This window comes from Paenibacillus sp. FSL W7-1088 (assembly GCF_037969855.1).
Lineage (GTDB): Bacteria > Bacillota > Bacilli > Paenibacillales > Paenibacillaceae > Paenibacillus.
On sequence record NZ_CP150216.1, the window covers coordinates 3,726,722 to 3,751,301 of the forward strand.

The 24,580-nt window shown below is 47.1% G+C and carries 20 protein-coding genes; 4 read left to right on the forward strand and 16 right to left on the reverse strand.

Going from position 1 to position 24,580, the window contains the following annotated elements:
* Positions 1-4: 4 nt before the first annotated feature.
* Entirely contained in the window at positions 5-2,257 is a 2,253-nt protein-coding gene (locus MKY42_RS16795) for a glycoside hydrolase family 3 C-terminal domain-containing protein (protein WP_257032045.1), read from the reverse strand.
* A gap of 390 nt (positions 2,258-2,647) precedes the next feature.
* On the opposite strand from MKY42_RS16795, the gene MKY42_RS16800 reads away from it, so the two are divergent.
* From MKY42_RS16800 to MKY42_RS16810, 3 genes are all read left to right on the forward strand, one after another.
* Positions 2,648-3,016, forward strand: a complete 369-nt coding sequence (locus MKY42_RS16800) for a MerR family transcriptional regulator (RefSeq protein WP_179264693.1) — start codon at positions 2,648-2,650, stop codon at positions 3,014-3,016.
* An 81-nt stretch (positions 3,017-3,097) separates the two neighbouring features.
* Positions 3,098-3,946: an oxidoreductase gene (locus MKY42_RS16805; RefSeq protein ID WP_339843427.1), complete on the forward strand. Its 849-nt coding sequence runs from the start codon at positions 3,098-3,100 to the stop codon at positions 3,944-3,946.
* 348 nt (positions 3,947-4,294) lie between these two features.
* The gene (locus tag MKY42_RS16810) at positions 4,295-4,906 is read left to right on the forward strand and encodes a TetR/AcrR family transcriptional regulator (protein ID WP_339843428.1); all 612 of its coding nucleotides are present in this window, start codon (positions 4,295-4,297) and stop codon (positions 4,904-4,906) included.
* Positions 4,907-4,917: 11 nt separating this feature from the next.
* Here the strand turns inward: MKY42_RS16810 and MKY42_RS16815 are convergent, their stop codons facing one another.
* The 4 genes from MKY42_RS16815 to MKY42_RS16830 all read right to left on the reverse strand — a co-directional run bounded on the left by MKY42_RS16815 (position 4,918) and on the right by MKY42_RS16830 (position 10,560).
* A complete protein-coding gene (locus MKY42_RS16815) occupies positions 4,918-7,134 on the reverse strand; it encodes an MMPL family transporter (RefSeq protein ID WP_339843430.1) in 2,217 nt (738 codons plus the stop codon).
* A gap of 185 nt (positions 7,135-7,319) precedes the next feature.
* Positions 7,320-7,964, reverse strand: a complete 645-nt coding sequence (locus MKY42_RS16820; protein WP_179264689.1) for a response regulator transcription factor — start codon at positions 7,962-7,964, stop codon at positions 7,320-7,322.
* A gap of 25 nt (positions 7,965-7,989) precedes the next feature.
* Positions 7,990-9,057: a sensor histidine kinase gene (locus MKY42_RS16825; RefSeq protein WP_339843433.1), complete on the reverse strand. Its 1,068-nt coding sequence runs from the start codon at positions 9,055-9,057 to the stop codon at positions 7,990-7,992.
* 933 nt (positions 9,058-9,990) lie between these two features.
* Positions 9,991-10,560: a TetR/AcrR family transcriptional regulator gene (locus tag MKY42_RS16830; protein WP_218152272.1), complete on the reverse strand. Its 570-nt coding sequence runs from the start codon at positions 10,558-10,560 to the stop codon at positions 9,991-9,993.
* Positions 10,561-10,715: 155 nt separating this feature from the next.
* On the opposite strand from MKY42_RS16830, the gene MKY42_RS16835 reads away from it, so the two are divergent.
* Entirely contained in the window at positions 10,716-11,675 is a 960-nt protein-coding gene (locus MKY42_RS16835; protein WP_179264687.1) for a carotenoid biosynthesis protein, read from the forward strand.
* A 342-nt stretch (positions 11,676-12,017) separates the two neighbouring features.
* Here the strand turns inward: MKY42_RS16835 and ggt are convergent, their stop codons facing one another.
* From ggt to MKY42_RS16890, 11 genes are all read right to left on the reverse strand, one after another.
* On the reverse strand, positions 12,018-13,598 hold the full coding sequence (gene ggt / locus MKY42_RS16840) for a gamma-glutamyltransferase (RefSeq protein ID WP_090898509.1): 1,581 nt from the start codon (positions 13,596-13,598) through the stop codon (positions 12,018-12,020).
* A 62-nt stretch (positions 13,599-13,660) separates the two neighbouring features.
* Positions 13,661-14,983 (reverse strand): amidohydrolase family protein, encoded by a 1,323-nt coding sequence (locus tag MKY42_RS16845; RefSeq protein WP_179264685.1) that lies wholly within the window; start codon positions 14,981-14,983, stop codon positions 13,661-13,663.
* Positions 14,980-15,426, reverse strand: a complete 447-nt coding sequence (locus MKY42_RS16850) for a cupin domain-containing protein (RefSeq protein WP_258377851.1) — start codon at positions 15,424-15,426, stop codon at positions 14,980-14,982. The genes MKY42_RS16845 and MKY42_RS16850 overlap by 4 nt, the downstream gene beginning before the upstream one ends.
* Before the next feature lie 40 nt (positions 15,427-15,466).
* Positions 15,467-17,149 carry a CocE/NonD family hydrolase gene (locus MKY42_RS16855; protein ID WP_179264683.1) on the reverse strand — a complete coding sequence of 561 codons (1,683 nt, stop codon included), beginning with the start codon at positions 17,147-17,149 and terminating at the stop codon, positions 15,467-15,469.
* A 96-nt stretch (positions 17,150-17,245) separates the two neighbouring features.
* Positions 17,246-18,580, reverse strand: coding sequence for an FAD-binding oxidoreductase (locus MKY42_RS16860; RefSeq protein WP_179264681.1), 1,335 nt, complete (start codon positions 18,578-18,580; stop codon positions 17,246-17,248).
* A gap of 47 nt (positions 18,581-18,627) precedes the next feature.
* Positions 18,628-19,644, reverse strand: a complete 1,017-nt coding sequence (locus tag MKY42_RS16865) for an ABC transporter substrate-binding protein (RefSeq protein ID WP_179264679.1) — start codon at positions 19,642-19,644, stop codon at positions 18,628-18,630.
* Between the two features lie 35 nt (positions 19,645-19,679).
* On the reverse strand, positions 19,680-20,546 hold the full coding sequence (locus MKY42_RS16870) for a fumarylacetoacetate hydrolase family protein (RefSeq protein ID WP_179264678.1): 867 nt from the start codon (positions 20,544-20,546) through the stop codon (positions 19,680-19,682).
* Positions 20,543-21,385 carry a creatininase family protein gene (locus tag MKY42_RS16875; protein ID WP_179264676.1) on the reverse strand — a complete coding sequence of 281 codons (843 nt, stop codon included), beginning with the start codon at positions 21,383-21,385 and terminating at the stop codon, positions 20,543-20,545. Before MKY42_RS16875 ends, MKY42_RS16870 begins: the two co-directional genes overlap by 4 nt.
* Positions 21,386-21,457: 72 nt before the next feature.
* Positions 21,458-22,645, reverse strand: a complete 1,188-nt coding sequence (locus MKY42_RS16880) for an amidase (protein ID WP_179264673.1) — start codon at positions 22,643-22,645, stop codon at positions 21,458-21,460.
* A 21-nt stretch (positions 22,646-22,666) separates the two neighbouring features.
* On the reverse strand, positions 22,667-23,479 hold the full coding sequence (locus MKY42_RS16885) for a cysteine hydrolase family protein (RefSeq protein ID WP_179264671.1): 813 nt from the start codon (positions 23,477-23,479) through the stop codon (positions 22,667-22,669).
* A gap of 63 nt (positions 23,480-23,542) precedes the next feature.
* Positions 23,543-24,571, reverse strand: a complete 1,029-nt coding sequence (locus tag MKY42_RS16890; RefSeq protein ID WP_179264669.1) for an ABC transporter substrate-binding protein — start codon at positions 24,569-24,571, stop codon at positions 23,543-23,545.
* Positions 24,572-24,580: the final 9 nt, after the last annotated feature.

Sequence of the window (24,580 nt, forward strand, 5' to 3'; positions counted from 1 at the left end):
GCATTCAACGGTTAACAGCGGATAAGATGCTCTGTAGTGTTTCTTCTGTAAACTGACCGTTGCTCATAAGTGCTGCATTGTGCAATGTGGTACCCATGATTAATTCCTGCATTCCCTCACCCAGTCCTGCTTCATTCCCATCATATTGCCCCATCGCAGCCATAATTTCAGCACCAACGGGATGCTGCAGTAATTCACCGAATGTGGAATGCCTGGTAATTGTTCTGGTAACTATTACGCTCGATTCTACCTCTATCGTTTCAGCGAGTTCAATCTCTCTTGAAGATTTTCCGACCATAATGTCGAATGTACCCGTCTCCACATGCCAGTCTTTCAGCTTAACATCGTAGTAAGCAAAGGCCCTTTTGTCCAGTTCAAAATGTACGGTGGTCTCTTCACCAGGCTGAAGTGAAACTTTTGTGTACCCCTTCAATTCCTGAAGTGGACGTGGGACCGTTGATTCCACATCACGTACATATAGCTGAACGGCCTCTTTGCCCCCTCTTTTACCCGTGTTTTTAATTTTTGCTGTAACCGTTACACTGTTGGTATCTTTGATCTGTTTATGACTAACCTGTAGATCACTATATTCAAATTGGGTGTAGCTCAAACCGAAGCCAAATGGAAACAAAGGCTCCACATCTCTTGTATCATAATGACGATATCCCGTAAAAATACCTTCTCGATATTCAGCAGTTTCGCCGTCTCCGGGGAAATTCAAGTACGACGGATTGTGGATCAGTTTTTCAGGAAATGTCTCAGCCAGTTTTCCACTTGGATTTACGCTTCCAAAGAGAATATCAACGATCGCACCACCCAAAGCCTGTCCTCCAAGGTATGCCTCCAATACAGCCTTAACTTTATCCAGCCAAGGCATTTCAATGGGGCCTCCGTTGCTCAATACAACAACAATATTCTCCTGAACCTCCGCGACTGCTTCAATTAAAGTTCTGTGACTTTCCGGCAAATGAAGGTGTTTCCGGTCGAAACCTTCGGACTCATAACGTTCAGGCAGCCCGGCAAAAATCACTGCAACGTGTGCATGCTTTGCGGTAGCTACTGCTTCTTGAATAAGTTCTTCGTTTACAACATCTTCGTCTATTGTATAACCGGCCGCATACGAGATACTCGCACTGTCAGTGGCAGTTTTAAGGATTTCTTCATAGATGTTATCCAAATTCGTTGGCATAATGTGTGAACTACCACCGCCCTGGTAGCGCGGTTGCTGCGCGAATGCTCCGATAACTGCAATGGAATCTTCGGTGTTTAGAGGGAGAATGCTCTCCTCATTTTTAAGCAGGACCATGCATTCACTTGCCATTTTTCTGGCCAACTGGTGCTGTGCCTCTACATCAACCGATACTAACTTCCGTTGGTTGTCTACAGCTTTGAATACAAGTGACAACAATCTCTCAACAGACCGATCCAGCACCTCTTCGCTCAGCTTTCCCGATTGAACAGCTTCAATAATTTTCTTGCTTCCCGCACCGTTGCTGGAAGGCATCTCCAGATCCAGACCAGCAGCTAGTCCCTGATCCCGTTTATTGACAGCTCCCCAATCCGACACCACTACGCCTGCAAATCCCCATTCTTCCCGGAGAATCTCAGTCAATAATCGGCTGTTTTCGGAACAAAAATCACCATTTACCCTGTTATAAGCGGCCATGACAGTCCATGGCTCTCCCTCTTTCACTGCATACTCAAAGCTAGCCAGATAAATTTCCCGCAATGTCCGTTCATCGACCACCGCATCGACAGACATTCGCTTATATTCCTGGTTGTTTACAGCAAAATGTTTGATGGAAGTGCCCACGCCTTGGCTTTGTACGCCTTGAATATAGCTGGCTGCCAAAGTTCCCGATAAATAAGGATCTTCAGAAAAATATTCAAAATTTCGTCCGCATAGCGGGGAACGCTTGATATTCGCACCAGGCCCCAAAACAATCGAAATATCCGCTGCTATTGCTTCTTGTCCGAGTGCTTTCCCCATCGTGTGAGCAAGTTCACGATTCCACGATGAGGCAACTCCACTTCCAGTTGGGAAGCAGGTAGCTGGTACACTTTTGTTTAAACCTAAGTGGTCCACGCTCCCCTCTTGTTTTCTAAGTCCGTGAGGGCCATCAGTCATCATAATAGAGGGAATCCCAAGGCGGTCAATGGATTTGGTGTTCGAGAAATCTTTACCTGAGCAGAGTTCTGCTTTTTCTTCCAATGTCATTTGCCTGATCAATTCTTGTAAATTTCGTTCCACTAGTATTCCTCCAACCTTAATGATATCGCTTACATATACAAGAATAGATGAATTCACTCATCGAATATGGTAATATAATTGTTTTTTTAGAATTAATCAACTGAATCGTATCGAATAATCATTTTCTTCAACAATTTATTTACTTCACAAGGGAAATGAGTGTATATAAAAATTGAGGTGAATCTTCTTGAGCGTTCATCCTGATGAGAGAAGTTTTAACCTTAATTCAATCAACCCACAAGTCACCCAATTAGATGCGCTTAGATTGAGGAACTCCTCAATGTCTTCTATACGAGTTGAAATGACCATACCAAGTGTCAGGGAATTCGCTTTTGTTTCATGAAAAAGGTACAATTTACTTCAAGTTAACTTTAACTATTAAAGGAGCATCTTGACATGTACAGTATTAGTGAAATTGAGAAGATCACAGGTTTACGTCCCTCCACTCTACGTTATTATGAACAAGAAGGCATCTTACCACATGTTGAACGGAATGCTTCAGGTAGAAGAGAATATTCAGATGAGGTTTTAGAGTGGCTTGAACTGGTTGTCGCTTTAAAAGATACCGGAATGTCCATTGAAGACATAAAGGCTTATACAGAATTGATTCGCCAAGGCGATCCTTCCCTGGATGCCAGAAAACAATTTTTGCTTATGCATAAAACTAAAGTGGAACGTACTGTGGCTCAGACTCAGTTCCATCTGGAAAAGATTATTCGGAAGATTGCGATTTACGATGTTTTGATGCATAAGAAGATGAAATAGTCTATGAATATTTATTTTTCAAAATGAGTGTTGACTTCAAGTTAACTTTAAGAGTTAAAGTAAAGTTATTACCTTGAAGGAGTGATTACATTGTCAGAATCAAAAGTATGGCTTATCACTGGATGTTCAACAGGATTTGGGCGACACATCTCGCAGAAAGCGATTGAAGCAGGTTATAAAGTTGTCGTGACCGCGCGTAATGTTGAGCAGGTAACAGATCTTGCAGCCGGGCATGAGGATCAGGTAATTGCTCTCCCACTGGACGTGACTAATCCAGAACAGATCCGTAATGTGGTTGACCGCACGATTGAGAAGTTTAACCGTATAGATGTGCTTGTGAACAATGCAGGTATCGGATATTTCAGCTCCGTTGAGGAAAGCGAAGAGGAAGAAACTCGTAAGATGTTCGAGGTTAACTTCTGGGGACTCATGAATGTAACCAATGCTGTTCTTCCACATATGAGATCACAAAAAAGTGGTCACATTATAAACTTCTCATCCATTGGCGGTCTGACTTCATTCCCGACCCTTGGCTATTATCATGCTACAAAATACGCTGTTGAGGGCATATCTGAGAGTCTATCCCAAGAAGTGGCACCTTTTAATATTCATGTGACTTTAATAGAGCCAAGCAGTTTCCGCACAGATTGGGGTGGCCGCTCTTCTGTCAAAACAGAGACAAGCATCCCTGAGCTTAAAGAATCCATCGTCGGACAGATGTTGCAAGGGATCGAACTCGGTGTTGGTCAAGAAGCTGGAGATCCTGCAAAGGCAGCTGAAGCAGTTATTAAAGTTGTGGAAACAACGGAACCGCCTCTTCGTTTATTGCTGGGACAACAAGCCTACGATGCAGCGACCTATAAATTTAACAGCCTGCTTGCCAGCATAGAACAATGGAAAGAAACAACGATAAACGCAGATTACAAATAAAAAAAGCTTGAATTACAAAATCCCACAGGGCATCACTTTTTTATGTGATATCCTTGTGGGTTAATTTGTGCTTTGAACTCGGTTGTGAATGTACGTCGTTGTTGTTTAGGCATTGTAGAAATCCGCTCCTTAACATGATAGTTCTATCTACAAGCCCTTATTTTTCTGTCCAACCAAGTGTAGCCGATCCAGAGCTGTTTTTTTTAAAACGTGATCTGTATCAGTTGATGTTATGCAAGGTCCCTTTTCGTTGACAAACCATATTTAAGTTGATAGCATAATTTAATTGAACTTAAGGAGGTCATTCTCATTCAACCCAAACAAAGGTTAGAACAGGAGCGTACCAGCTTGCGGCAGAAACGCCGGATCGAAATTATTAAAGCGGCTACTGCTGTATTTGCACGACAGGGTTTTGAACAAACGACGATGCAGGAAATTGCAAATGAAGCGATACTCGGCGTTGCAACAATTTTCCGTTACTTCCCAAAAAAAGAGCATCTTATTGTAGAGGTAGCAGCTAACATCGTGCTTTCAGAAATTGAGATACTTCAAGACGTATTGCATGATGAAGGTACGTGTTATGAGAAAATGGAGCGCATCTTTGACGCTTTGGTTTTCTATCATCAAGCTCATTATCAACAGAATTCCAAACTTATAGAAGCTTTTGAATGTTATGTTGCCTTGTCTAAAGCACCTTTGGAGAACCTACAGATTTATCAGGATGCATATGATCAGTTGATCCACCTGTTTACGGATCTTGCCCATTTAGGCGAACAGGATGGTTCTGTGCGAACTGACATGAATACAGTAGAAACACTGATTACAATGATGAATGTATTCGGTAATTTCTCCAAAAAGATGTCCATGTTGCATGATACGGATGCATTCAATACCCGGGTAGACTTGAATCAACAATTTAACATTCTTAAAACGACGTTTCTTTCAGCGCTCAAGGCTTAATGATATCTTTTTTATTTAATGTTTGATTCCGTCTGAACTTTGGTATTTTTTGTCATTCCGCTCTCGTTCATATTCTCTTGCATAATGGATTCACCTTCAATATCGATATTAGGTAGAAGTCGATCCAACCATTTAGGCAGATACCAAGCGTATTTACCGAGTATTGTCATGACGGCAGGTACAAGTGTCATTCGTACAATAAAGGCATCTACGAGGATACCAAAAGCAAGGGCAAGCCCCATCGATTTGATGATTGTATCTTCGGCAAAAATAAAGCTCGCAAACACAGCAATCATGATAAGCCCTGCGGCTGTAACCACTGGCCCGCTGTGAGTTAATCCACTTCTTACAGAACGGTGGGCGTCACCTGTGTGGGTATAATCCTCACGCATTCTGCTCACCAGAAATACTTCGTAATCCATTGCCAATCCGAACAAAATTCCTGTTACAAGTATAGGTAGAAAATTCAAGACAGGACCAGGTTCTGGAATGCCGAACAAGCTGCCAAGGTATCCATCCTGGATGACCCATACGATAAAGCCAAGTGTTGAACCTAACGTGAACAGGAAGCCAACAACTGCTTTAATAGGAACCAGGATTGAACGGAAGACAAGCATCAGCAGAACAAAGGCTAATCCAACGATAAGCAATGCAAACTTAGGCAGTGCCTCCTGTAATTTTTCGGATATATCAATGTTGACTGCCGTTCCACCGGTTACCATAATCTCTACGTTGTCTTTTTTCAGCACGTTCTCCGATTGATCCCGAATAGCTTGTACTAATTCAGTCGTGCGAATATCATGTGGTCCTGTCTCAGGCAAGACGGTAATGATTGCTGCTTGTCCTGAAGGAGTAGGGATAGCAGGCGATACACTTGCAACACCTGGAATATCTTTAATGTAAGTCGTTGCCTCTGCAATCTTGGTCTGGCTGTCCTTGCTGACACTGGTTTTGGCTACAACGACAAGCGGACCATTAAAGCCGGCTCCAAAACCCTCTGCTAATAAGTCGTATCCTCTTCGTTCCGTGGTTTCGGTTGATTTAAGCCCGCTATCCGGCAAGCCTAGCTGCATGTGCAGGAATGGCAATGTACATACGGTAAGAATGATTATGGATAGAACCGAGATTAACCACGGTTTTCGGGTGATCAACCCTCCCCAGGCATTTTCTTTTGTTTTATTTTTCTTTTGACCTGACCATTTGCGCAACCAGCGATTTTCTCGTGCTGGACTGATCCGATCTCCAGCAACAGCCAGAAGAGCAGGCACAAAAATGATGGCAATAAGCACAGCGACAAATACACTGATTGCTGCGGCCAAGCCCATCATGGTAATAAACGGAATTTGAACAACGGATAGTCCTACAAGGGCGATAATAACGGTCAATCCCGCAAAAACGACTGATCCTCCGGCAGTAGCATTGGCTTGCGCAATGGCCGTCTCACGGTCATAACCTTCGGCCAGCTGTTGACGGTAACGGGATATAATGAACAAAGCGTAGTCAATACCTACGGCTAAAGCAAGCATGACAGCGAGTGTAATTGAAAATGAAGACATGGATACAAAGTTTGATCCAACGATTACGGTCATCAAGCCAATTCCCAAACCGATAACTGCTGTCAGAATAGGTAATCCGGCTGCAAGAAATGATGTGAAGGTAAAAGCCAGAATCATAAACGCAATCAGAATTCCAATTACTTCAGAGATGCCGCCTATTTCAATTTCAGAGAAAGCCACACTGCCTCCGAGTTCTGTTTGCACTCCATTCTTCGTTAATGTTTCTGCTATGTTTAATACATGTTCTTTTGAATGTTCTCCTACTTCACTTGCGGCCTGTTTATACGTAATATCAGCATATCCGATTTTTTTGTCTGGACTTAGTGTCATGGTTTCGTAAGGATTGGAAACGGAGACGACGGACAAATCCGTTTTAACATCTTTCAACGCCTTTTTTATTTTGGATTGATTACCCTCTGATGTGAGCAAACCCTGATCAGCTTTGAAAATCAGACGTATCTGACCACCACCATCCGACGCTGGAAATTCGGATTTCAATACCTCGGCAGCCTGCTCGGATTTTGTTCCAGGTATAGTCATCTCACCTGTAAACGAAGGCCCCATGCCCAGACCGAGAGCTGCCATTACAATGAGAAGTGTGATTCCTGCCGTAATTACTGCTTTTCTTTTCCTCGAAGACCAGGCTCCGAGACGATATAACCATTTTGCCATAATAAATGTCATGCCCCTTTCAACTTGCTGCAATTAGGAAGTGTTTCATCACCACCCTATGTCTGTATTGTATTGAAAAATAGACGAAAAAAAATCGTACATAAGGGCATTCCCTAAATGTACGATCGGGCAAGATGGGGCATGTACGTTAGTTAAATCAAGACGTACGCGAGGCATTTTTTTACTTAGAGATGCAGGAGTCCCTTTTCGACAGCGACAGCAACCGCTTCAGACCGTGAATCTACGCCAAGTTTGTTGTAAATATTCGTAAGATGAGCTTTCACCGTACGTTCGGCAATGCCCATATCGAAAGCAATCTCCTTACTACGCATTCCTCTTGCGATGGCTTGCAGAACAATCGTTTCTTTATCGCTAAGCAAGGTAGGCTCCGTTTTTCTGGCTAACGATCGGGTCTGATGAGCAAATACTCTGGCAGTAATCTCTGGCTGAAGCAAAGTCTCTCCACGGAGTGCAGAGTCTAATGTACGGAATAGGTTTTCACGGCTGGTATCCTTTAAAAGATATCCTTTGGCACCCAGGGATAAACCTTCGATCATAAGTTCGTCCTCGTTATATGTGGTAAGAATGATAACGGGAATAAGCAGGCCTTGTTCTTGCATCCGTTTCATGGTATCCAGTCCCCCAAGTCCCCCTGGCATGTTAAGGTCCATCAGGATGACATCCGGTTCAGAAATTTCCATCAGTTTTAATGCTTCAACACCTTCGTCGGCTTCTCCTACAATGCAGTAATTGTCGTCTGTTTCCAGAATAAGCTTCAGACCTTCTCGTACAACCCAATGGTCATCCACAATCATGACTTTGTGCTTCATGCGGCTATCCCTCTCCTCCTACCGATTATAATGGAAAGCTTAAGTGTACAGCTGTTCCTTGTGCATTACTGTCAATCTCAATACTCCCGCCAATGAGTCTGGCGCGCTCCTGTACACCAATTAAGCCGTAATGGCCATGTAATTTTCCGATGCGATCCGTGTTAAACCCTTGGCCGTTATCGATGATGTTCAGGTTAAACTTATTATTGCTATGGCTGGTAGTTATCTTGACAAGGTTCGCTTGTGCGTGCCTAGCGATATTCATAAGGGACTCGCTCAAAATATGCAAGATATGCTCCATCTGCACTTTGTTCAACTGTGAAGAGAGCTCTCCCTGAAATTCAGTTGTAATGCCAGTCGCCTGTCGGAATCGTTCCAGTTGCTCTTGAAACGCCTCGCTCAGCGTGATGGAAGGGTTTGATTTCGTGCGTAAATCATCTATTGCTCGTCGTGCATCCGCCAATGATTGTCTGGCTTGTACCATGGCATTGCGTATGATCTCCTGTGCTTTGAGCTGGTTCCCCTTTTCTTGATGAATACTTGCAGCCTCCAATTGCATAATAATTCCGGCAAGGCCTTGGGCCAATGTGTCATGTAAGTCTCTAGCCATCCGCTGTCTCTCACCAGTGAGTGTAAGTTCCTCTACTTTTTGGTGAGCCAGCTCTAATTCCCGCAAGAAATTTTGGGTTCTGACACGTGCATTAACTTGTTTGTAAAACAATGACGCGTAAGATATGACTACAACCATCATGAGTAAAAGTAATAAAACAAGCAGTGCCGCCTCAGGGCCAGTTCGATTAAATAAAGTTAAAGAACAAAACATGGCATAGAGCACAAATGCAACGAAAACCACTTTTGTTGTTTCGAAATAGATCGCAACGGTTTGCCCGATCAATACAGGTATAAGACCAATCAGGATCGCCGGCATGCCATCCGGCATAAGAATAGCACTAATGTATATTAAACTTGCTTGTATTATAATATATAACGGCTTGGAATAAGCAACGACTGAACCTGTTATCCAGTAAAAGTAACTATGGGCGAGCATCACTATGACGAAAAAAACACTCGGGATAATAATGGGTGCTGACATGGTCTGTAGTATAAGGGTTGCGGTGGTAACAAGGCATAGCCATATTAACACAGGGAGCCGCGAAGCGGATAAAGGGTCGATATGTTCTTTTGCATCTGAAGCGGTATTCAGTCTTCTCTTAAACCACATTGGATTCACCTCGGTATCCAGTATACCTCTTTTCAACATGAATAATAGTACTTTAGTACATGCCCCTTCGGACATAAGAAACGAAGAGCGTTAAAAAAATTCTTTTTACACGTTTGCTAGCCAAATCCCTTCTCCACTGAAGACCAAGACTATGTACAGGAAGGTTTTAGATCTTTGAAGTGTTGGGTTTTTATCAAATACCTTCTAGCCTTGAAGCCCTAGTCTGTTAAATCACTCATAAAGAAACTCATCTCTAAACTTAGATGTTTATCTAATCGGGAATAGGAACATGTTGTTGTCTATTTCGGTAATTCGAACAAGTTCTTGTCCTTGGCTTGGGACAAGAACTTGTACCGATAAAATAAAAGAGCCGCTAAAATAGCGACTTCAATGGGACCATGTTCTTGTCCCTCGACACCACCCAACGAAGGACAGCAGGATTCATTTGATCAGGCGCTTCTCCATTCGTTCCAACTGGACATATGAAAAGTAGCAAAAGCATATCCACACTTGCACTGAAATGCATGTTCTAACTGTCTATTCGACAACAAGAAAGGTATCGTTGATCTACAGTTAGGGCAAGTATTATTCAATTTTAGATCATGAAATGCGCATTCATCCAGAAGTTTAAACTGATGCAGCCAAGAATGATCCCCCCTCCCCGTTTTCAAACTCAGTTTCGTCGATAGGGATAATTCCTTTGACATGACCTACGAATACAATAACGCACACCTTGCCTTCGTGAGTTTCAACAATCATACTGCGTAGAAGCTGCCGGGCTTTTTGGTGAGAAGCGGGGAAATCCTACAATTCTTCAGAATAAAAAGCTTTAGATACGGATTCCGTAGCTTTATCAATAAAAGCTGCAATTTGACTGGGGCTTTCCTTCAGACCACTACTCACCCACTTTTTAATAATAGCTATACTGCCATGAGCGGTGAACGTATACCAGGACTCAAATAATTGTGGATCAAAATATTTTAATTCCGTCTTCCATCGTTCAATAGTTAAATCGTGACTGATATAAAGGATTCGTTCCAATAATTCTTTATCGCCATGCTCTGAGAACAGAACCTCACATATCGTTTTATTTGCTTTGATATACTTACATAATTCAAAAGATAGCGTTTGAGGGTTTGAAGTACTCATCCCAACTTGCTTAATGTCTTCGTAAAGATCATTTTCAATCGTTGAAAGAAGCTCAAACTGATTAGCATAGTGTGTATAAAAGGTGTTGCGATTAATCCCTGCTTCTCTGCAAATGTCGGTCACGGTAACTTTATTGATAGACCGTTCTGTCAAAAGCTTCAACAGGCTTTCTTTGATAACCATTTTTGTATACCTCACTCTGTGATCTGTTTTTTTGTCTGCCATAATATCCTCCCAATTTGAAATAATGAACAAATCTAAGGTGGTTTGTATGATAACTAACATATCTCAATCGAACAGGCTGTTGTTTAAGTAACACAGTGAAATTATAATTTATTTGAACGTTCAATTCTATTTTTAAACTTAAATGGAGGTGAAATATGAGTGATATAACTGTAGTGCCTGTATGGATAATTCAAGATATTATCGTCTTAATTGCTGCTGTTCTAATGGTTTTCTACATCCTTGATAAGGAAACACATCCCAAAACGGTTCTACTGCAGTTTATAGGTTTTGTGTTTTTTTACGCAGCCGTTTTTGAAATTACTGCTTCATCGCTTGGGGAAGGTTTTTACGCCTATGGGCGGAGTATTTTAATGTTATTTAATATACCGATTACTGTCCCTATTATTGAGTTTCTGATCATTTATTCAACTTTGCGTGTTCTAAAGTCTGTAAATATACCGTCCTGGACTAAACCATTTATTACGGGATTGAGCGCTATGGTTTTTGACTTTTCATTGGACCCGGTGGCTGTTAAACAGATATTTCAGACTACAGATGGACTCATGGCAAGATGGACTTATTATCCGCTAGCCGGTGAGCCTCAAATCTATGGGGAACCTGTGATGAATTTTACAGGATGGATTTATATAGCGGGATATTGGACCATCTTTATTCTAATTGGTGAATGGTGGCATAAAAAGAAAGGCTACAGTAAATCAATTGGTTATATCTATCCGTTTCTGGCGGCCATTCTGTCATTAGCGTGTATGTTCTCACCCTTATCTAACTTCTTTAATTATATGGGTCCGTTCTTCGAAAGAACCTCTAATATGCAATGGGTGATGTTGATTACACTTTCTGTAATTACAATCGGAATTTTAGCATTAGCTTTTATAAAGTTTTGGGACCGGAAGGTTAATTATTCAATCACTCCCAAAAAAGATTTTTCTATCATGTTTACTTTCGTGGGGTTCCCCCTAGTCAATACTATATTTTGCATTATAGGAGGTTACACGCAAGTGTTGTGGCTGGTCGCTCTGGCTCAGATCCTATTATTGCTAGGCTGGATTGGAATTTACATTATGGGTAAAAAAGCAAGTCCAATCACGAAATAACCATAAACCCAAGCATTGAGGCAAAGACACACTTTCATTAATATTCCTTTTCGACATTTTTATTTTGGTGCTTCTTGCTTACATGAAAAGAAATAGACCGCCCACCCTAAGGTATCAGTCTATTCCGACCACCACCGAGCGGCCGACTGCTCTTTATGTAGTTAATGTACACTGGAGTCGTGTTACAGCACGGCTCCTTACTTATTCTTACCTCTGTATAACAGATACTATAACGGTTTATTTAGCGGTGGTTTTTGTTTCGCGCGTTTCACGCACTCAACTGGCTAAAGCCATAATAAAAGCCTGGGCAGTATGCACCCAGACCTTTCACCTGGTTTTGGTTTACCATCCGATAGCCGCACCATCGCAGCGGGGGTCTGTGCCCCCGAGCAGGAAGCCATTGTCATCGATCATAATGGCATGCGCATGTCCCATGACTCTAGCAAAATCTTCAACTTTTTGTACCTTGTGTCCGGTGAGCTGTAAGCGCTGCTGCACTTCTGCTGCGATCCGGCCCTCCACTCTCAATTCTTGCGTTGCCTCTCCCCATGTTCTTCCCCACACCCAGCGGGGTTCACGTACAGCGGTCTGGGGGGCCATGCCATAATCCACCATGCGGGTCAGCAGCGCGGTCTGTGTCTGGGGCTGACCTTCTCCTCCCTGGGTACCGTACAAAATATACGGCTTCCCATCACGGCATGCCATTGCCGGCATCAGCGTATGAAAGGTTCTTTTGTCCGGCTCCAGCCTGTTCACATGTGTCGGATCCAGGGAGAAGAATGAGCCTCGGTTCTGCAGCAATATACCAGTGTCTCCCCCAACCACGGCCGAGCCGAACTCAAAGTAGAGACTTTGGATAAATGAAACGGCATTGCCCTCACTGTCTACTACCGCCGCATATGCCGTATCATGACCTACCGGTTGAGAATCCATCGGCAGGGCTCGCTCCATATCAATGCAGGCCGCGAGCTTCGCAGCATAGGATTTGGATAGCAGCTGTTCCAGAGGAATGGATGAAAATTGTGGATCTGTCAAATAACGATCGCGATCACGGAAGCTCAGCTTCAGCGCCTCCACGAGCAGGTGATAGTACGCATAGGAACCATGCTCTATACTGTCCAAATCAAACTGTTCTAGAATTTGAAGCGCCATTATACCGGTAAAGCCCTGTGAATTCGGCGGGACCTGATAAAGATCAAGCCCTCGGTAACTCCCTTTGATCGGCTCCACCCATTCACCTCTGTGTCTCGCAAAGTCCTCCAGTGTCAGTAGACCTCCCTGCTCCTTAAGTGAGCGAACAATCTCCTGACCAACACTGCCTGAATAAAATACGTCTCGGCCCTGGTCTGCAACCTGGAGCAGGCTGCTTCCCAAAGCAGACTGCACAAAGCGGCTGCCTTGCTCCGGAACTTTACCTCCGGGCAGATAGATGTCGGCTGTCTGTGGATAAGCTGCCAGCACATCGAAACGCTCGGCCGTATTGACATGCTGGTCCGGCGACAGCGGGAAGCCTTCCAGCGCATATTGGATCGCGGGCTCAAGCACCTCTGCCAGCGTCTTCGAGCCATATTCCTGTAATATGGCATCCCAGCCGTCCACCATACCCGGCACGGTAATGACGCTGCGGGGTCCCCGCTGCGGGATGGCTGACTCGCCTTCAAAGCAGCTGGCGGTAATCCGACTGCCCGAACGTCCACTCGCGTTATATGCCCTGACTTTTCTCTCTTCGGTGCTATAGGTCAGCCAGAAGGAATCGCCTCCCAGTCCCGTCATATGTGGGTATACGACAGCAAGACAGGCGCTCACCGCCACGGCGGCATCAAAGGCGTTACCTCCCTGCTGCAAAATACGCGATCCTGCCGCACTGGCCAAAGAATGAGGACTGACGACCATCGTCTGTGTGCCTGTGACTTGTGGAACCATCTTGCCACCTTCTTTCTCTTCTATGTTCAACTGACGGAAATTCCTGTTTGTTGCAAATCATGTTACCATTCAGACGCGAATGTCTGAGCTGTATGCAAAGCAGACTGCCATCTGCCCGAGGCATACACCCAGCGACTCATTTTTGTACCTGATAGCAGCTGCGTGACATCCGAAGCATCCGTGACTACAAAGTTGCAGTCATGTCCTTCTTCTATTCCATACTTGTTGCAGCCCGTGATTGCAGCAGGTATATCCGTGATCATCCGCAGCAGCTGTGCTAAATCCCGTTCACTGCCCATATGGGCCGCATATGATGTGATTTGGGCGATCTGTATCAGATCCCCGCGGCCGAACGGATGGAACGGGTCTTGAATATTGTCGGAGGCCGCAGCAAGCGGAATGCCTTCTGCAAGCAGCTCGCGAATGCGTGTTGTGCCCCGTCTTACCAGGCCGCGATCTTCCCGTCCTTGAAGATACAGGTTCACCGCAGGCAGCGTTACCGCGTTCAAACCGGCTTCCTTCATCTTCGCCATCACATGCTGTGCATCGTTTTCCGTCATGGCAGACAACGAGCACAGATGATCTGCCGTCACTCTGCGCTGATAACCGTAGTGAATCGTATGCTCTGCTAAGCTCAGTACGGTCTTTTTTCCTGGATTATCACTTTCATCTGCATGCAGATCAATGGGTACTCCGAAACGTTCTGCTAACCGAAAAATCCTGCCAATCTCTCTTTCAGAGTCGTCTGCCAGATGAGGGGCTCCGCCCAGTACATCAATTCCCATCCGCAGTGCTTCCTCGATTGCCTCATCCGCAGCTTCTTGATTGCCGCGGAACGGAACCATGAGCGCATATTGAATAGTCATACTACCCTTCAACTTCTCCCGTACCTCCAAGGCTGCCTCAATTGTCCGAAAGGCCACCTCTCTCCCCAAATGAACAGGGAAGTCGAGGTGGCTCCTTATGGTCGTGGTTCCGTAGCTCAGTGCCATTCTGGCGGCAGTCAGCATGCGTTCCGCTAGCTGCTCCTTGCTGAATGTCTGTACAGCCTGGCTGTAATTGAGAATGGCTTCATGAAGTGTGCCGGATCGGTTCGACACCTGCTCAAGCGAGAAGGCCTTATCCAGATGCATATGACAGTCAACCAGGCCAGGAAGCATCATCCCACCCTGCAGATCGATGCAATCCGCGTCTGCGAGCCGTTTCAGATCCGATCCAGCCTGGTGCGGGACCATCATACGGGAAGCACCGCTCTCCCGTGCATCAAGAAAACGATCCTGCCGACGGATACTAACCCATTTTCCAGCCTCCGCCTGTAGTTCATAAAGACAGAGGTCTTCCCGGCGCGGAAGGCATACATTAATGAAACGCAGCCCTGCACTCATTGTGCGGTAGCCAGCGCCTGAAGCACGGCCAGATCCTCCTCGTCAAGCTCGGTGGCCGGACCCGCTTTGATCATATCCGAGAACATTTCGTCCGGCACCATGGTCGTCAGACAATACAGACGTGTGCTGCCCGTGTTAATAATATCGTGATGGTTGCCCGGTGGAATGATAATGAATGAACCTTGGCGGATCGGCGTCTCATATTCGTTGCCAACTTTGGCTAGCCCCTCCCCTTTTAACACATAAAAATATTCATAAGCTTCCCGGTGTTCATTGGATGGAGTTCTGCCTCCAACCTCGAAGATCTCCACGAATGAAGTGAAAGGAACCTGCTCCCTGTCGCACAGCAGGATGAACTTATTCGTATCCTGTGCGGAAATTTTGTGGACGGGACAATTCTCAAAGTTACCAGCAACCAGACCTGGAATGTTCACCATATACATTCAACCTCACTTTGACTGATTTTAATTTACGCTTCGCTTTTTATCTTTTTACCGGCAGCCTCAAACAGGATATGTCCTGTTCTGTACTGCGAACAGCCGTGGTGGCAATCTTCAACCCACCTGTTCCCGTGCTGTTCATCTCGTCCCTAACACCGTTTGGATGCCGGGCGAATAACGGGAAGGCGCTGCCTGTCAACTCAAGCCGGACATACGAGCCTGCCGGAAGGGTGGCCGCCAAGGGACGCAGCCGGATCTGCGCTGTTCTCCATTCATTGGAATCATCTGCTCCTTCACTGCAGATTTCCGTGCGACCCACACTCAGTAGCCGGGCCGCCCCTTTCTCGGATACGGTCGTGAGGATAGCCACCAGATCCGTCGGACCTCCCAATGTTTGGTACTGCACGGATAACACCGGAGACCCAAAAATAGGGATATCCTCTGCAAGCGGTCCTCCCGTGTATACCAGAATCTCTTGCCGTTCCTGAATAGCAGCTCGGTCGGTGGGCAGGTAAGAGTCCAGGCGCATCGGCAGACGTGAGTCGTACACGAATACATCCGGCACAGCCTCCTCCACATCTTCCTTATGCTTTTCGAGTCTCCCGCCTCCTGCCGCACCGTTCGCCGGGGTCTGTGACCCGGACAGATAAAACCATTCGGACGGAGAGGCCCCATCCTCATATAGAGAAGGCAGCTGTTCCGCCGTGTGCCATTCATGACTCAATTGGTCAAAATATCGGATCGGCAGTTCACCAGGCAGTTCCATGTCTTCCTTGCCCTTCAGCCAATAATCAAACCAGCGCAGCTGCTCCAGATGATGACCACCATCCGCCTGCTCGCCATGATCGATTCCGCCCGCTCTGCGCCCCCATGGAATATGGGCCCACGGGCCGACAATGAGCCGATGAAAGCAATCCGGCGTGGCCGTAGCTTGCAGAGCTTCGAACGACTGTAACGTGCCCATGAGGAAACCGTCATACCATCCCCCAATATGAAGCGCAGGCACGGGTTCCTTTACGATATCGTTGATCCAGTTCATCTTCTCCCAGTACTCATCGTACGCTTGATGATCGATCCAATCATAAAATGCGGGAAAGTATTGCTCCAGAATCGGATGTCTTTCATTCAATGGCATTTTCCAGAGCATCTCCTCGGGGCTGCGCATGAGTCGTGAGCATTGCTCTGCCGTTTCGAAGTCACCCGCTCTTTGTGCCGTGTCACGAGCCAGCTGGAAAGCCCACGGCAGATGGTTGCCAAGTGCGAAGGAGCCATGCGGATAAAATAAGCCATGATACATGTCAGCCGGACACATGCTCGGTGCAATCGCCTTGAGCGCAGGCGGGTGAAGGGAAGCCGCTGCCCATTGTGTGAGGCCTTGATAAGAGAAACCGTACATGCCTACGTTCCCGGTCGAGCCGGACAGATCGGCTGCCCATTCGATGGTATCAAATCCGTCCTCTGCTTCTTGAACAAACGGATTAAATTCGCCTTCCGACTCACCCCGCCCCCTGACGTCCTGAATTACAACGATATATCCCTTACTTGCATACCAGACGGGGTGGGCATGCGTAACGGTAGAAGCAATCGACCGTCCGTAGGGCTGGCGCATCAGCAGCACAGGATATTCTCCTGTCTCGTCCGGCAGGTATATATCTGAATACAACGTTATGCCGTCGCGCATCGTGCAAGGGACCTTTCGGCGGATGACGACATTTCCAAATTTCATGCAACTCGCTCCTTTGCTGTAGATACGGATTGACTATTAAAATCCGCATGGCACGTTAACTGCTGCAGGCTGCGCCATTCTTCCATCATCCGTTGATCAGATACCGCTAACTGCCGAACGCTTTAATTTCTCCTGATTCAAAATTCCCTTCGGGTCGTTGTGATGTTTAATTTCCCACAAACGATCATGGGCGTATGATCGCCCGCCTTCCTTCAAATCCCATGTATGCGGATTGTTGACTATAACGCGGTTTTTCTCGTAACATTCCATCAGCTGATTCAGGTTTTCCTCCGTTGTGAAGGGAACCAGCGGCAGGCCGGAGATTAGCAAATTTCCGTTTTGGCGGGCAAACTCGATATGATTCATCACTTCCGGATATTCCTTTTTCATTAATGAGATTTGCTCAAGGGCACTGGATGGATCAAAATTTAGCTGCAGGTAAGTCAAGCCAGGATCTGCCTTGCGTGCCCACAATGTTGTATGATTCCATGTGAAATCGGAGACACCTACACCTTTGTGATACTGTTCGGCAGAGACCTTCATAGCCAAGTGACCTCCATACTCCGATAGGATACATTCAAGCTGGGATTCGTTGGCCGTATCCACTTCCAGTAATGCGACAGCATGGTCAGCGGGGAGATCAAGCGGGAGAAAATAGGATGGTACCGGCCATTCATGGATGGAAATTAGCCGTTTCATCAAGGAAGTGTCCTCAGCAACCGCCTGCCCGAAGCGAAAAGCCTGTTCAAAACGGTCAAAGGTCACTGCCCATTGCATCCATTCCACTCGGGGAGCCAGATTGATTTCCACTTCGGACAAAATGCCGATTGTACCGTAAGTATGCAGGTAAGGCAGCACTTCGTCTCCCTGGAGCTCAATGGTACGGGGATGAACCTCAACGGTCTTGATTTTTAGAGAACGTACCAGCCCATCCCAGATCGTCCCCCAGCTGATCGAACCGATGCCGCCAAAACCGCCGCATAAAAACCCGCCGATCGTCGCAGATTGAAAGGTGGAAGGCATCGTACGCAGCTCGTAACCTGCCTTGCGGGCAGTGGATTCCATTTTGCCGAGTCTGGCCCCGGCCTGGATCCGCATCGTGCCTTCTCCCATTTCGAGCACCTTGTTGTATTTGGCCAGATTCAGGACGATTCCGCCTGTGACCGGAACACATTGGCCATAGTTGCCGGTTCCGTTCCCCCTGATGGTGAGCGGAACTCCCAGCTCTGCTGCTATGGAGAGCAGATCGTCAAGTTCTTCCTCGGTGTGCGGACTGGCGATGCACTCGGCGATCTTACCCTGCAGCTGACTGGCCAGCACAGGAGAGAAGTGATGATAATCCATCGAATATTTGGCAAGCGCCGCCTCCTCCCACTGCAGCAATTCCGGATCCATGCGTTCTTTCAATACGGCTATCCAATGTTCATTCATTCGGTTCCCCTCCCGTATTTGTAATACTGATCTCCCAAAGGAATCTCTTAGGACTTCGGCAAGAATTCATCCGTAAACACCTTGCTGACATCAGGCTCCTCTTTCAAGGCCCCAATCTCCTTAAGCTGCTTTCCGAGCTCCGTCCAGCGTTCCTCTGTCATATAGCCAACACCATGTGTCGCTGCATCACCTTCATATACAAACGGGATAAGCGCTTCTGCGGCATAGTTCAGCTTTTCTTTCGTAAAATCAGGGTTTTCCTTTAAAATGACGTCATTCACGGTATCATAATTGGTCTTGTAATAATCCCAGCCCTTCATCGAAGCCTCGACATAACCACGCACAATATCAGGATGATCCTGAATATACTGCTCCGTGGTGAACAGCACATTGGAGTACGGGTTATAACCGGCATCTGCCAGTAGCAGGAAATTAATATCCACATTCTGCTGCTTCATCTCGTAAGGTTCACTGGTTACATATCCCTGAATCGCAACCGTTTCATCGGCTACAAAAGGAGCCAAAGAACCGGTATAAGCCAATTCCTTCACGTTACCCAATTGGTATTTACTCTTCACAAAATCCCAAAACACCGAGCCTGTACCCACGTATACGGAGCGGTTGTTCAAATCGGCCAGGGAGGACATGTTCTGATTGGCATGAACCATAAGTCCCTGCGGGCTTTTCTGGAATATCGTTGCAATCGCTACAAGAGGGATTCCTTCTTCACGAGCGACCAGCAATTGATCCGCTGTAGCAAGTCCGAACTGCGCCTTGCCTGAAGCCACGATCTGTGTTGGAGACACCTGCGGCCCACCTGCCTGGATGGTCATATCGAGACCGGTCTCATTGTAATATCCTTGTTCCTTTGCCGCATACAGCCCCCCGTGCTCTGCTTGTGCAAACCAGTTCGTCACCTGTGTAATTGCCGTGAGTTCCTCGCTTCCCCCCGTAGCAGAGGCATTCTCAGCAGTTGGCTGTTTCCCGCAAGCCGCCAGTAATGTGGATAAGGAAATCATTGCTGCGAGTAAAACGACAGTTCCCTTTTGTCTGTACTTGTTCATCTCATTACCACTCCCCAAGGAAAATTACGGATGATTTACTCTACTACTGCTACCGGATTTTGAAGCGTCATAAAGCCACTGATTCTACACTCGGCGACATCTCCTTGCTGAATCCGGACGGACCCTGGTGTGCCTGTCATGATCACATCTCCCGGATAGAGAGTCATCATCTGTGAAAAATACGAGACAATGAACCATGGATGATACATCATGTGAGACACCGTATTGCTATGAGTAACCTCATCATTTAACACCGTTTCAACCACGAGGCTCTGCAGATCACTTATTTCATCAGGTGTTATTAGTTGTGGTCCAAGACTGAAAAATGTATCGAATAACTTGGATCGCTGCAGGAATCTGGGGTTCCGTGCGTGAATGTCCTGGTTAGTCATATCAAGCGTTGCGGCAAAACCTGCAATGACCTCCTGCGCACGTTCTTCCGGCACATTTTTGCAGGTTCGGCCGATGATAATGCCAAGCTCAGCTTCTGATGTCACATTCACATCCTGAGCCGTCAGCTGGATATACTCTTCCGGCCCGATCAGGCTTGAGTCCGGCTTCATGAAGCAGACCGGCTCACGCTCTGGAGGAGTAGATGCGAGATCGATCGCTTTTTGCACATAATTCATGCCAATTCCCCATATTTTACGAGGGTGGCGGAAGAGAGGAGCAGGTATGGCTCCCTCTGAAGGTATGAAAGGGATGGATGAAACTGTTCTGTCCCCGTGCTTCTGATACCACTGGATTAACTCGTCTAGCTGGCTTTGCTGCAAGATCTCCATAACGGAGGTGCCCCATGTGCTTCCTTCCGCCTTGTTGATCTCCTCTAGAAGAAAGAATCGTTCCGCATGTTCAATCGCTGCCTGTTCACCATCGCCGTGTTTCAGACTGACGAGCTTCACGGGGTGCTTCCTGCTGGCTGTTGAACCGGTTCAGTCCCACGGACATCGGTGATTTCAAAATCACACAGTTCCTCCAGAGCCTCCGACAAAATCGTTGAGATTCTATCCTGAATAATCCTGCCTTTCTCAGGCGTGGCCGTCGTAGCATCGCCAGCAATGCCGGTAGCGGAGATATCAGCCATCTTCCAGGCGAAGCGGATGTTCCCTTCTAATGTAAGAAAGCGGTAAGAGGACATATCGGGAAGCTCTTTAACGAGGAACTCCTCCTTCACCCAGTCCGGTTTGATGGACATCACGAGAGAAGTCTCATAATCGCCACCATGAATACCATATTCCAGCTCCTCGGAAGACAGGAGATCCTCTGCCACATTCAGACTGCTGGGACTGAGATAGAAAACCATCATCCCCGTTCTGATCCGTATTTCTCGTGATACTGTATTCAGCAAATCCACGTTGCCGCCATGGGTATTAAACAACAGTAACTTGCGAAATCCACTGGCCTTCAGACTTTCTGCAATGTCCAGCATGATGGCATGCAGTGTGCTCGCCGATAAGGAAATGGTGCCTGGAAGTCCAATATGTTCATTGCTTTTGCCATACGAGATCGGAGGCAGCAGCCAGATCTCCTTATCCTCCCGAACCCGCTCCAGCGTTTGTGATAATGTCGCTTCCCCAATCAAAGTGTCCGTATATACGGGCAGATGGGGGCCATGCTGCTCCACAGCTCCGACTGGGAGAATAACCAGCGCCTTATCCTTCGGCAGTTCTTTGACCTGTTTGCTTGTCAGACGGGGCAAAAATCGTTCTTCCCACGCTGTTCCTTCATATCGTTGAAACATAACTGACACCCTTTCTCCTGAGGCTTTATTGTTTTTACGCGTAGCTTCATGTCCATATATCCAATGATGCTCCTACCCTTTTACTTCTGAATTTACTGCTGAAAGAAAGGATGTGGCCCATTCCAGCAGACGTTGATCCTGTCCTGGACCTGCAATGATTGAAATACCGACCGGGCGGCCCAGTACCTCCGCAGCGGGAATCGTAAGCTGCGGCAGACCCGACAAGCCGGAAATGCAGGTTAAACGCATCGTTTTCACTCTTCGTTCTTCAATTAAAGGCCCGCCCAAGCCCAGCTTCGGGGCTGCTCCAGTTGTCGTCGGAATCACAAGCACTGTATCCGTTCTGAGCAGGTCAGTCATGTGCTTGCACACCTCAACCCGGCGTTTGGCTGCCTTCTCCTGATCGGCACGTTCAACAGTGCTTGCCCAGGAGAATCGCCCGGCCGTATCTGGCCCGAAGGTTGGCTGCTCACGTTCAATCCACTCCCCATGCTCCTGCCATATTTCATAGCCTTGGATCGTCCTGAACATGGTCATCCATTCAGGCAGACCCTGCGGGGCGATGCGAACTGTTTCATGGCTCGCAGCCATGCCGCATAGCAGCTTCAGGTAAGGGGTAAGCGCATCTTTGCTCTCCGTGTCAGCAAGCTCCCACGCATCCTCACCAATGAGCACCCGACTGAAGCCTGTACCCGAGTCTGTCTGCGGCAAAAGCACTTCTCCTACCCGGCACAGCGTCTCGAGATCACGTGCCATCCAACCGACGGTGTCGAAGCTGGGAGCGAGTGGAATAACGCCTTTCGCGGAGACAATGCCATGTGATGGACGCATTCCATAAATTCCACAGTACGAAGATGGCACACGTACCGATCCTCCCGTATCCGTTCCAAGGGAGAAGTCAGCAAGCCCAGCGGCGACAGCAACCGCCGATCCGCTCGATGAACCGCCAGGGATGCGATCGGGAGCCCTTGGATTCACTGGTGTTCCATAATGAACATTTTCACCATTCAAGCTGAACATCAGCTCATCCGTATGCGTCATGCCCGTTAGCCTTGCTCCTTGCTGCAATAGCAGGTTGAGCGTTTCCGCGTGTTCCGCCTCGGGCCCATGCGTCTGGAGCCAACACGGATTACCCGCGCCATTTGTATTGCCACGGACGGCATATACATCCTTGACCATCAAGCTGAGTCCGTTCAGCCTACCCTGACCTGTCGGTTCAACGATCACCTGGTTGACAGTGGCGTTCCATTGGTCCTTCATTGCTTCATCCCATCCTTCCGCTCAGCCTTCTAACGATGCCAGCTCTTCTGAGGTATTTCTCTCTATAGGAGTCGCTGCCCCGCTCAGCTCTTGTACCAACCAGGTGGAATCCGTAACGAAGCCATAACATTGCTTGATATTGTACAATGTCGCTTCTATGCAGAAATCCGGGGAGCTTGTTGCCGAGCAATCCTCCAGAAGTATGCCGTCATATCCGAGACAAGCCGCGTCCTGCAGTGTATGCATGACACACTGATCGAGATTTACTCCGGCAAACAACACCGTTTGAATATTGAGATTGCGTAGAATACTGTCCAGTGGTGTATCCCAGAACCCGCTCATGCGATATTTATCCACATAGATATCATCGGGGGACGAATCCAGACCATCGACAATGGCCGTTCCCCAACTGCCTTTCTCCAGCACCTTGGAGCCGTTCCCCGGCAGCGGGTCCCCGATGCCGTTGCCTCGCCCATCCGAATTGTATACATGAAGCACGGATGGCGGCACGTTCATTCGGTCTTCCCGATTGCCCCAGTTCACCCATATCACAGGCACTCCCGCTTTGCGCAGCTCGGGCATCAGTCGGTTCAGCCGGCTGACCGGGTTAAGGAGCGGAGAGGTATCGACCCCAATGGAATCCAGCCATCCACCCGGTGTACAGAAATCATTCTGCATATCGATGACAATAACTGCCGTATGGTCGAGATCAAATATGACTTCCTGCGGCTGTGCAGGGAGGGTTACTGACTTGCCGTACTTTTGCGTTCGCCTCAGATCCACCAGCGTTTCGGACACTTGCCAATAGCTCTTTCGATTTCCAAGTTTGAACATATTAAGTCCCCTCATTTTTTCTGAAATTTCTGATTTGAAGCTTCAAATACTTTTGGTTCAGGTCTATGGCTTCATCAGATACTCCGTTGTAAACGCCTGGGTAACATCTAGTGATTTCGTTAATCCTCCGCCCTTGATCATCTGATCCTGCAGGGTGCTCCAGCGTTCCTTTGTCATGTAACCAACACCATTTGCTTCGGAATCCTTGTTAAGAATAAAGGGTTTTTCCTGCACTGCCTCATAATTCATTGCTTCTACCGTCATATCGGGATTGTAGGTTTGGATAAACGGGTTTACCTTTTCATAGTTGTCTAGATAATAGCTCCAACCTTTCTGACTTGCCTGCACCACAGCTTCAACAACATCAGGGTGCTCTTTAAGGTAATCTTCCGTCGTGAAAAGAACGTCTGCATAGTTCGCATAACCGGAATCGGCGATTTTCAGATAATCCACCTCAACCCCCTGCTGAGAAAGCGCGTAAGGCTCATTCGTGATGTAACCCTGATTGAGAGAACTGGGGTCATTGATAAAATTGACCAGCTGCCCGTTATACTTCATTTCTTTTACATCTGTCAGATTGTATTGGCTCTTGATATATTCCCAGTAAGGCACCGCTGTACCGATGTATACGGTTTTGCCGTTCAGGTCTGTGAAATCCTGAATGTTCTCCCCCTTGTGGTACATCAGAACCTGCGGTGTGCTTTGAAAACCGGCAAGGATACCGACAACAGGGATTCCCTGTTCCCGCGCCTTCAAAATTTCATCCGCATAAGAGATGCCGAATTCAGCTTTGCCTGCAGCGACAAGCTGCATGGTTGACACCTCAGGGCCTCCTGGCTGAATTGTCATGTCGATCCCCTTGTCCTTATAATAGTTCTGCTGCAATGCCGCAAAATAGCCTCCATCTTCCCCTTTGGCGTACCAGCCCTCGATCAGTTTCACCTGCTTCAAATCTGTTCCGGCTTCCCCACCCGCCGGGGCGGCGGATTCTAGAGCGGAGGAATTGGAGCATGCGCTCAGAAGCAGTAGGATCAAAGAAGCAGCCGACAGCAGCCATTTCTTGTAACGAAAGTTCATATGATGTTTGGACATGCTGGATCT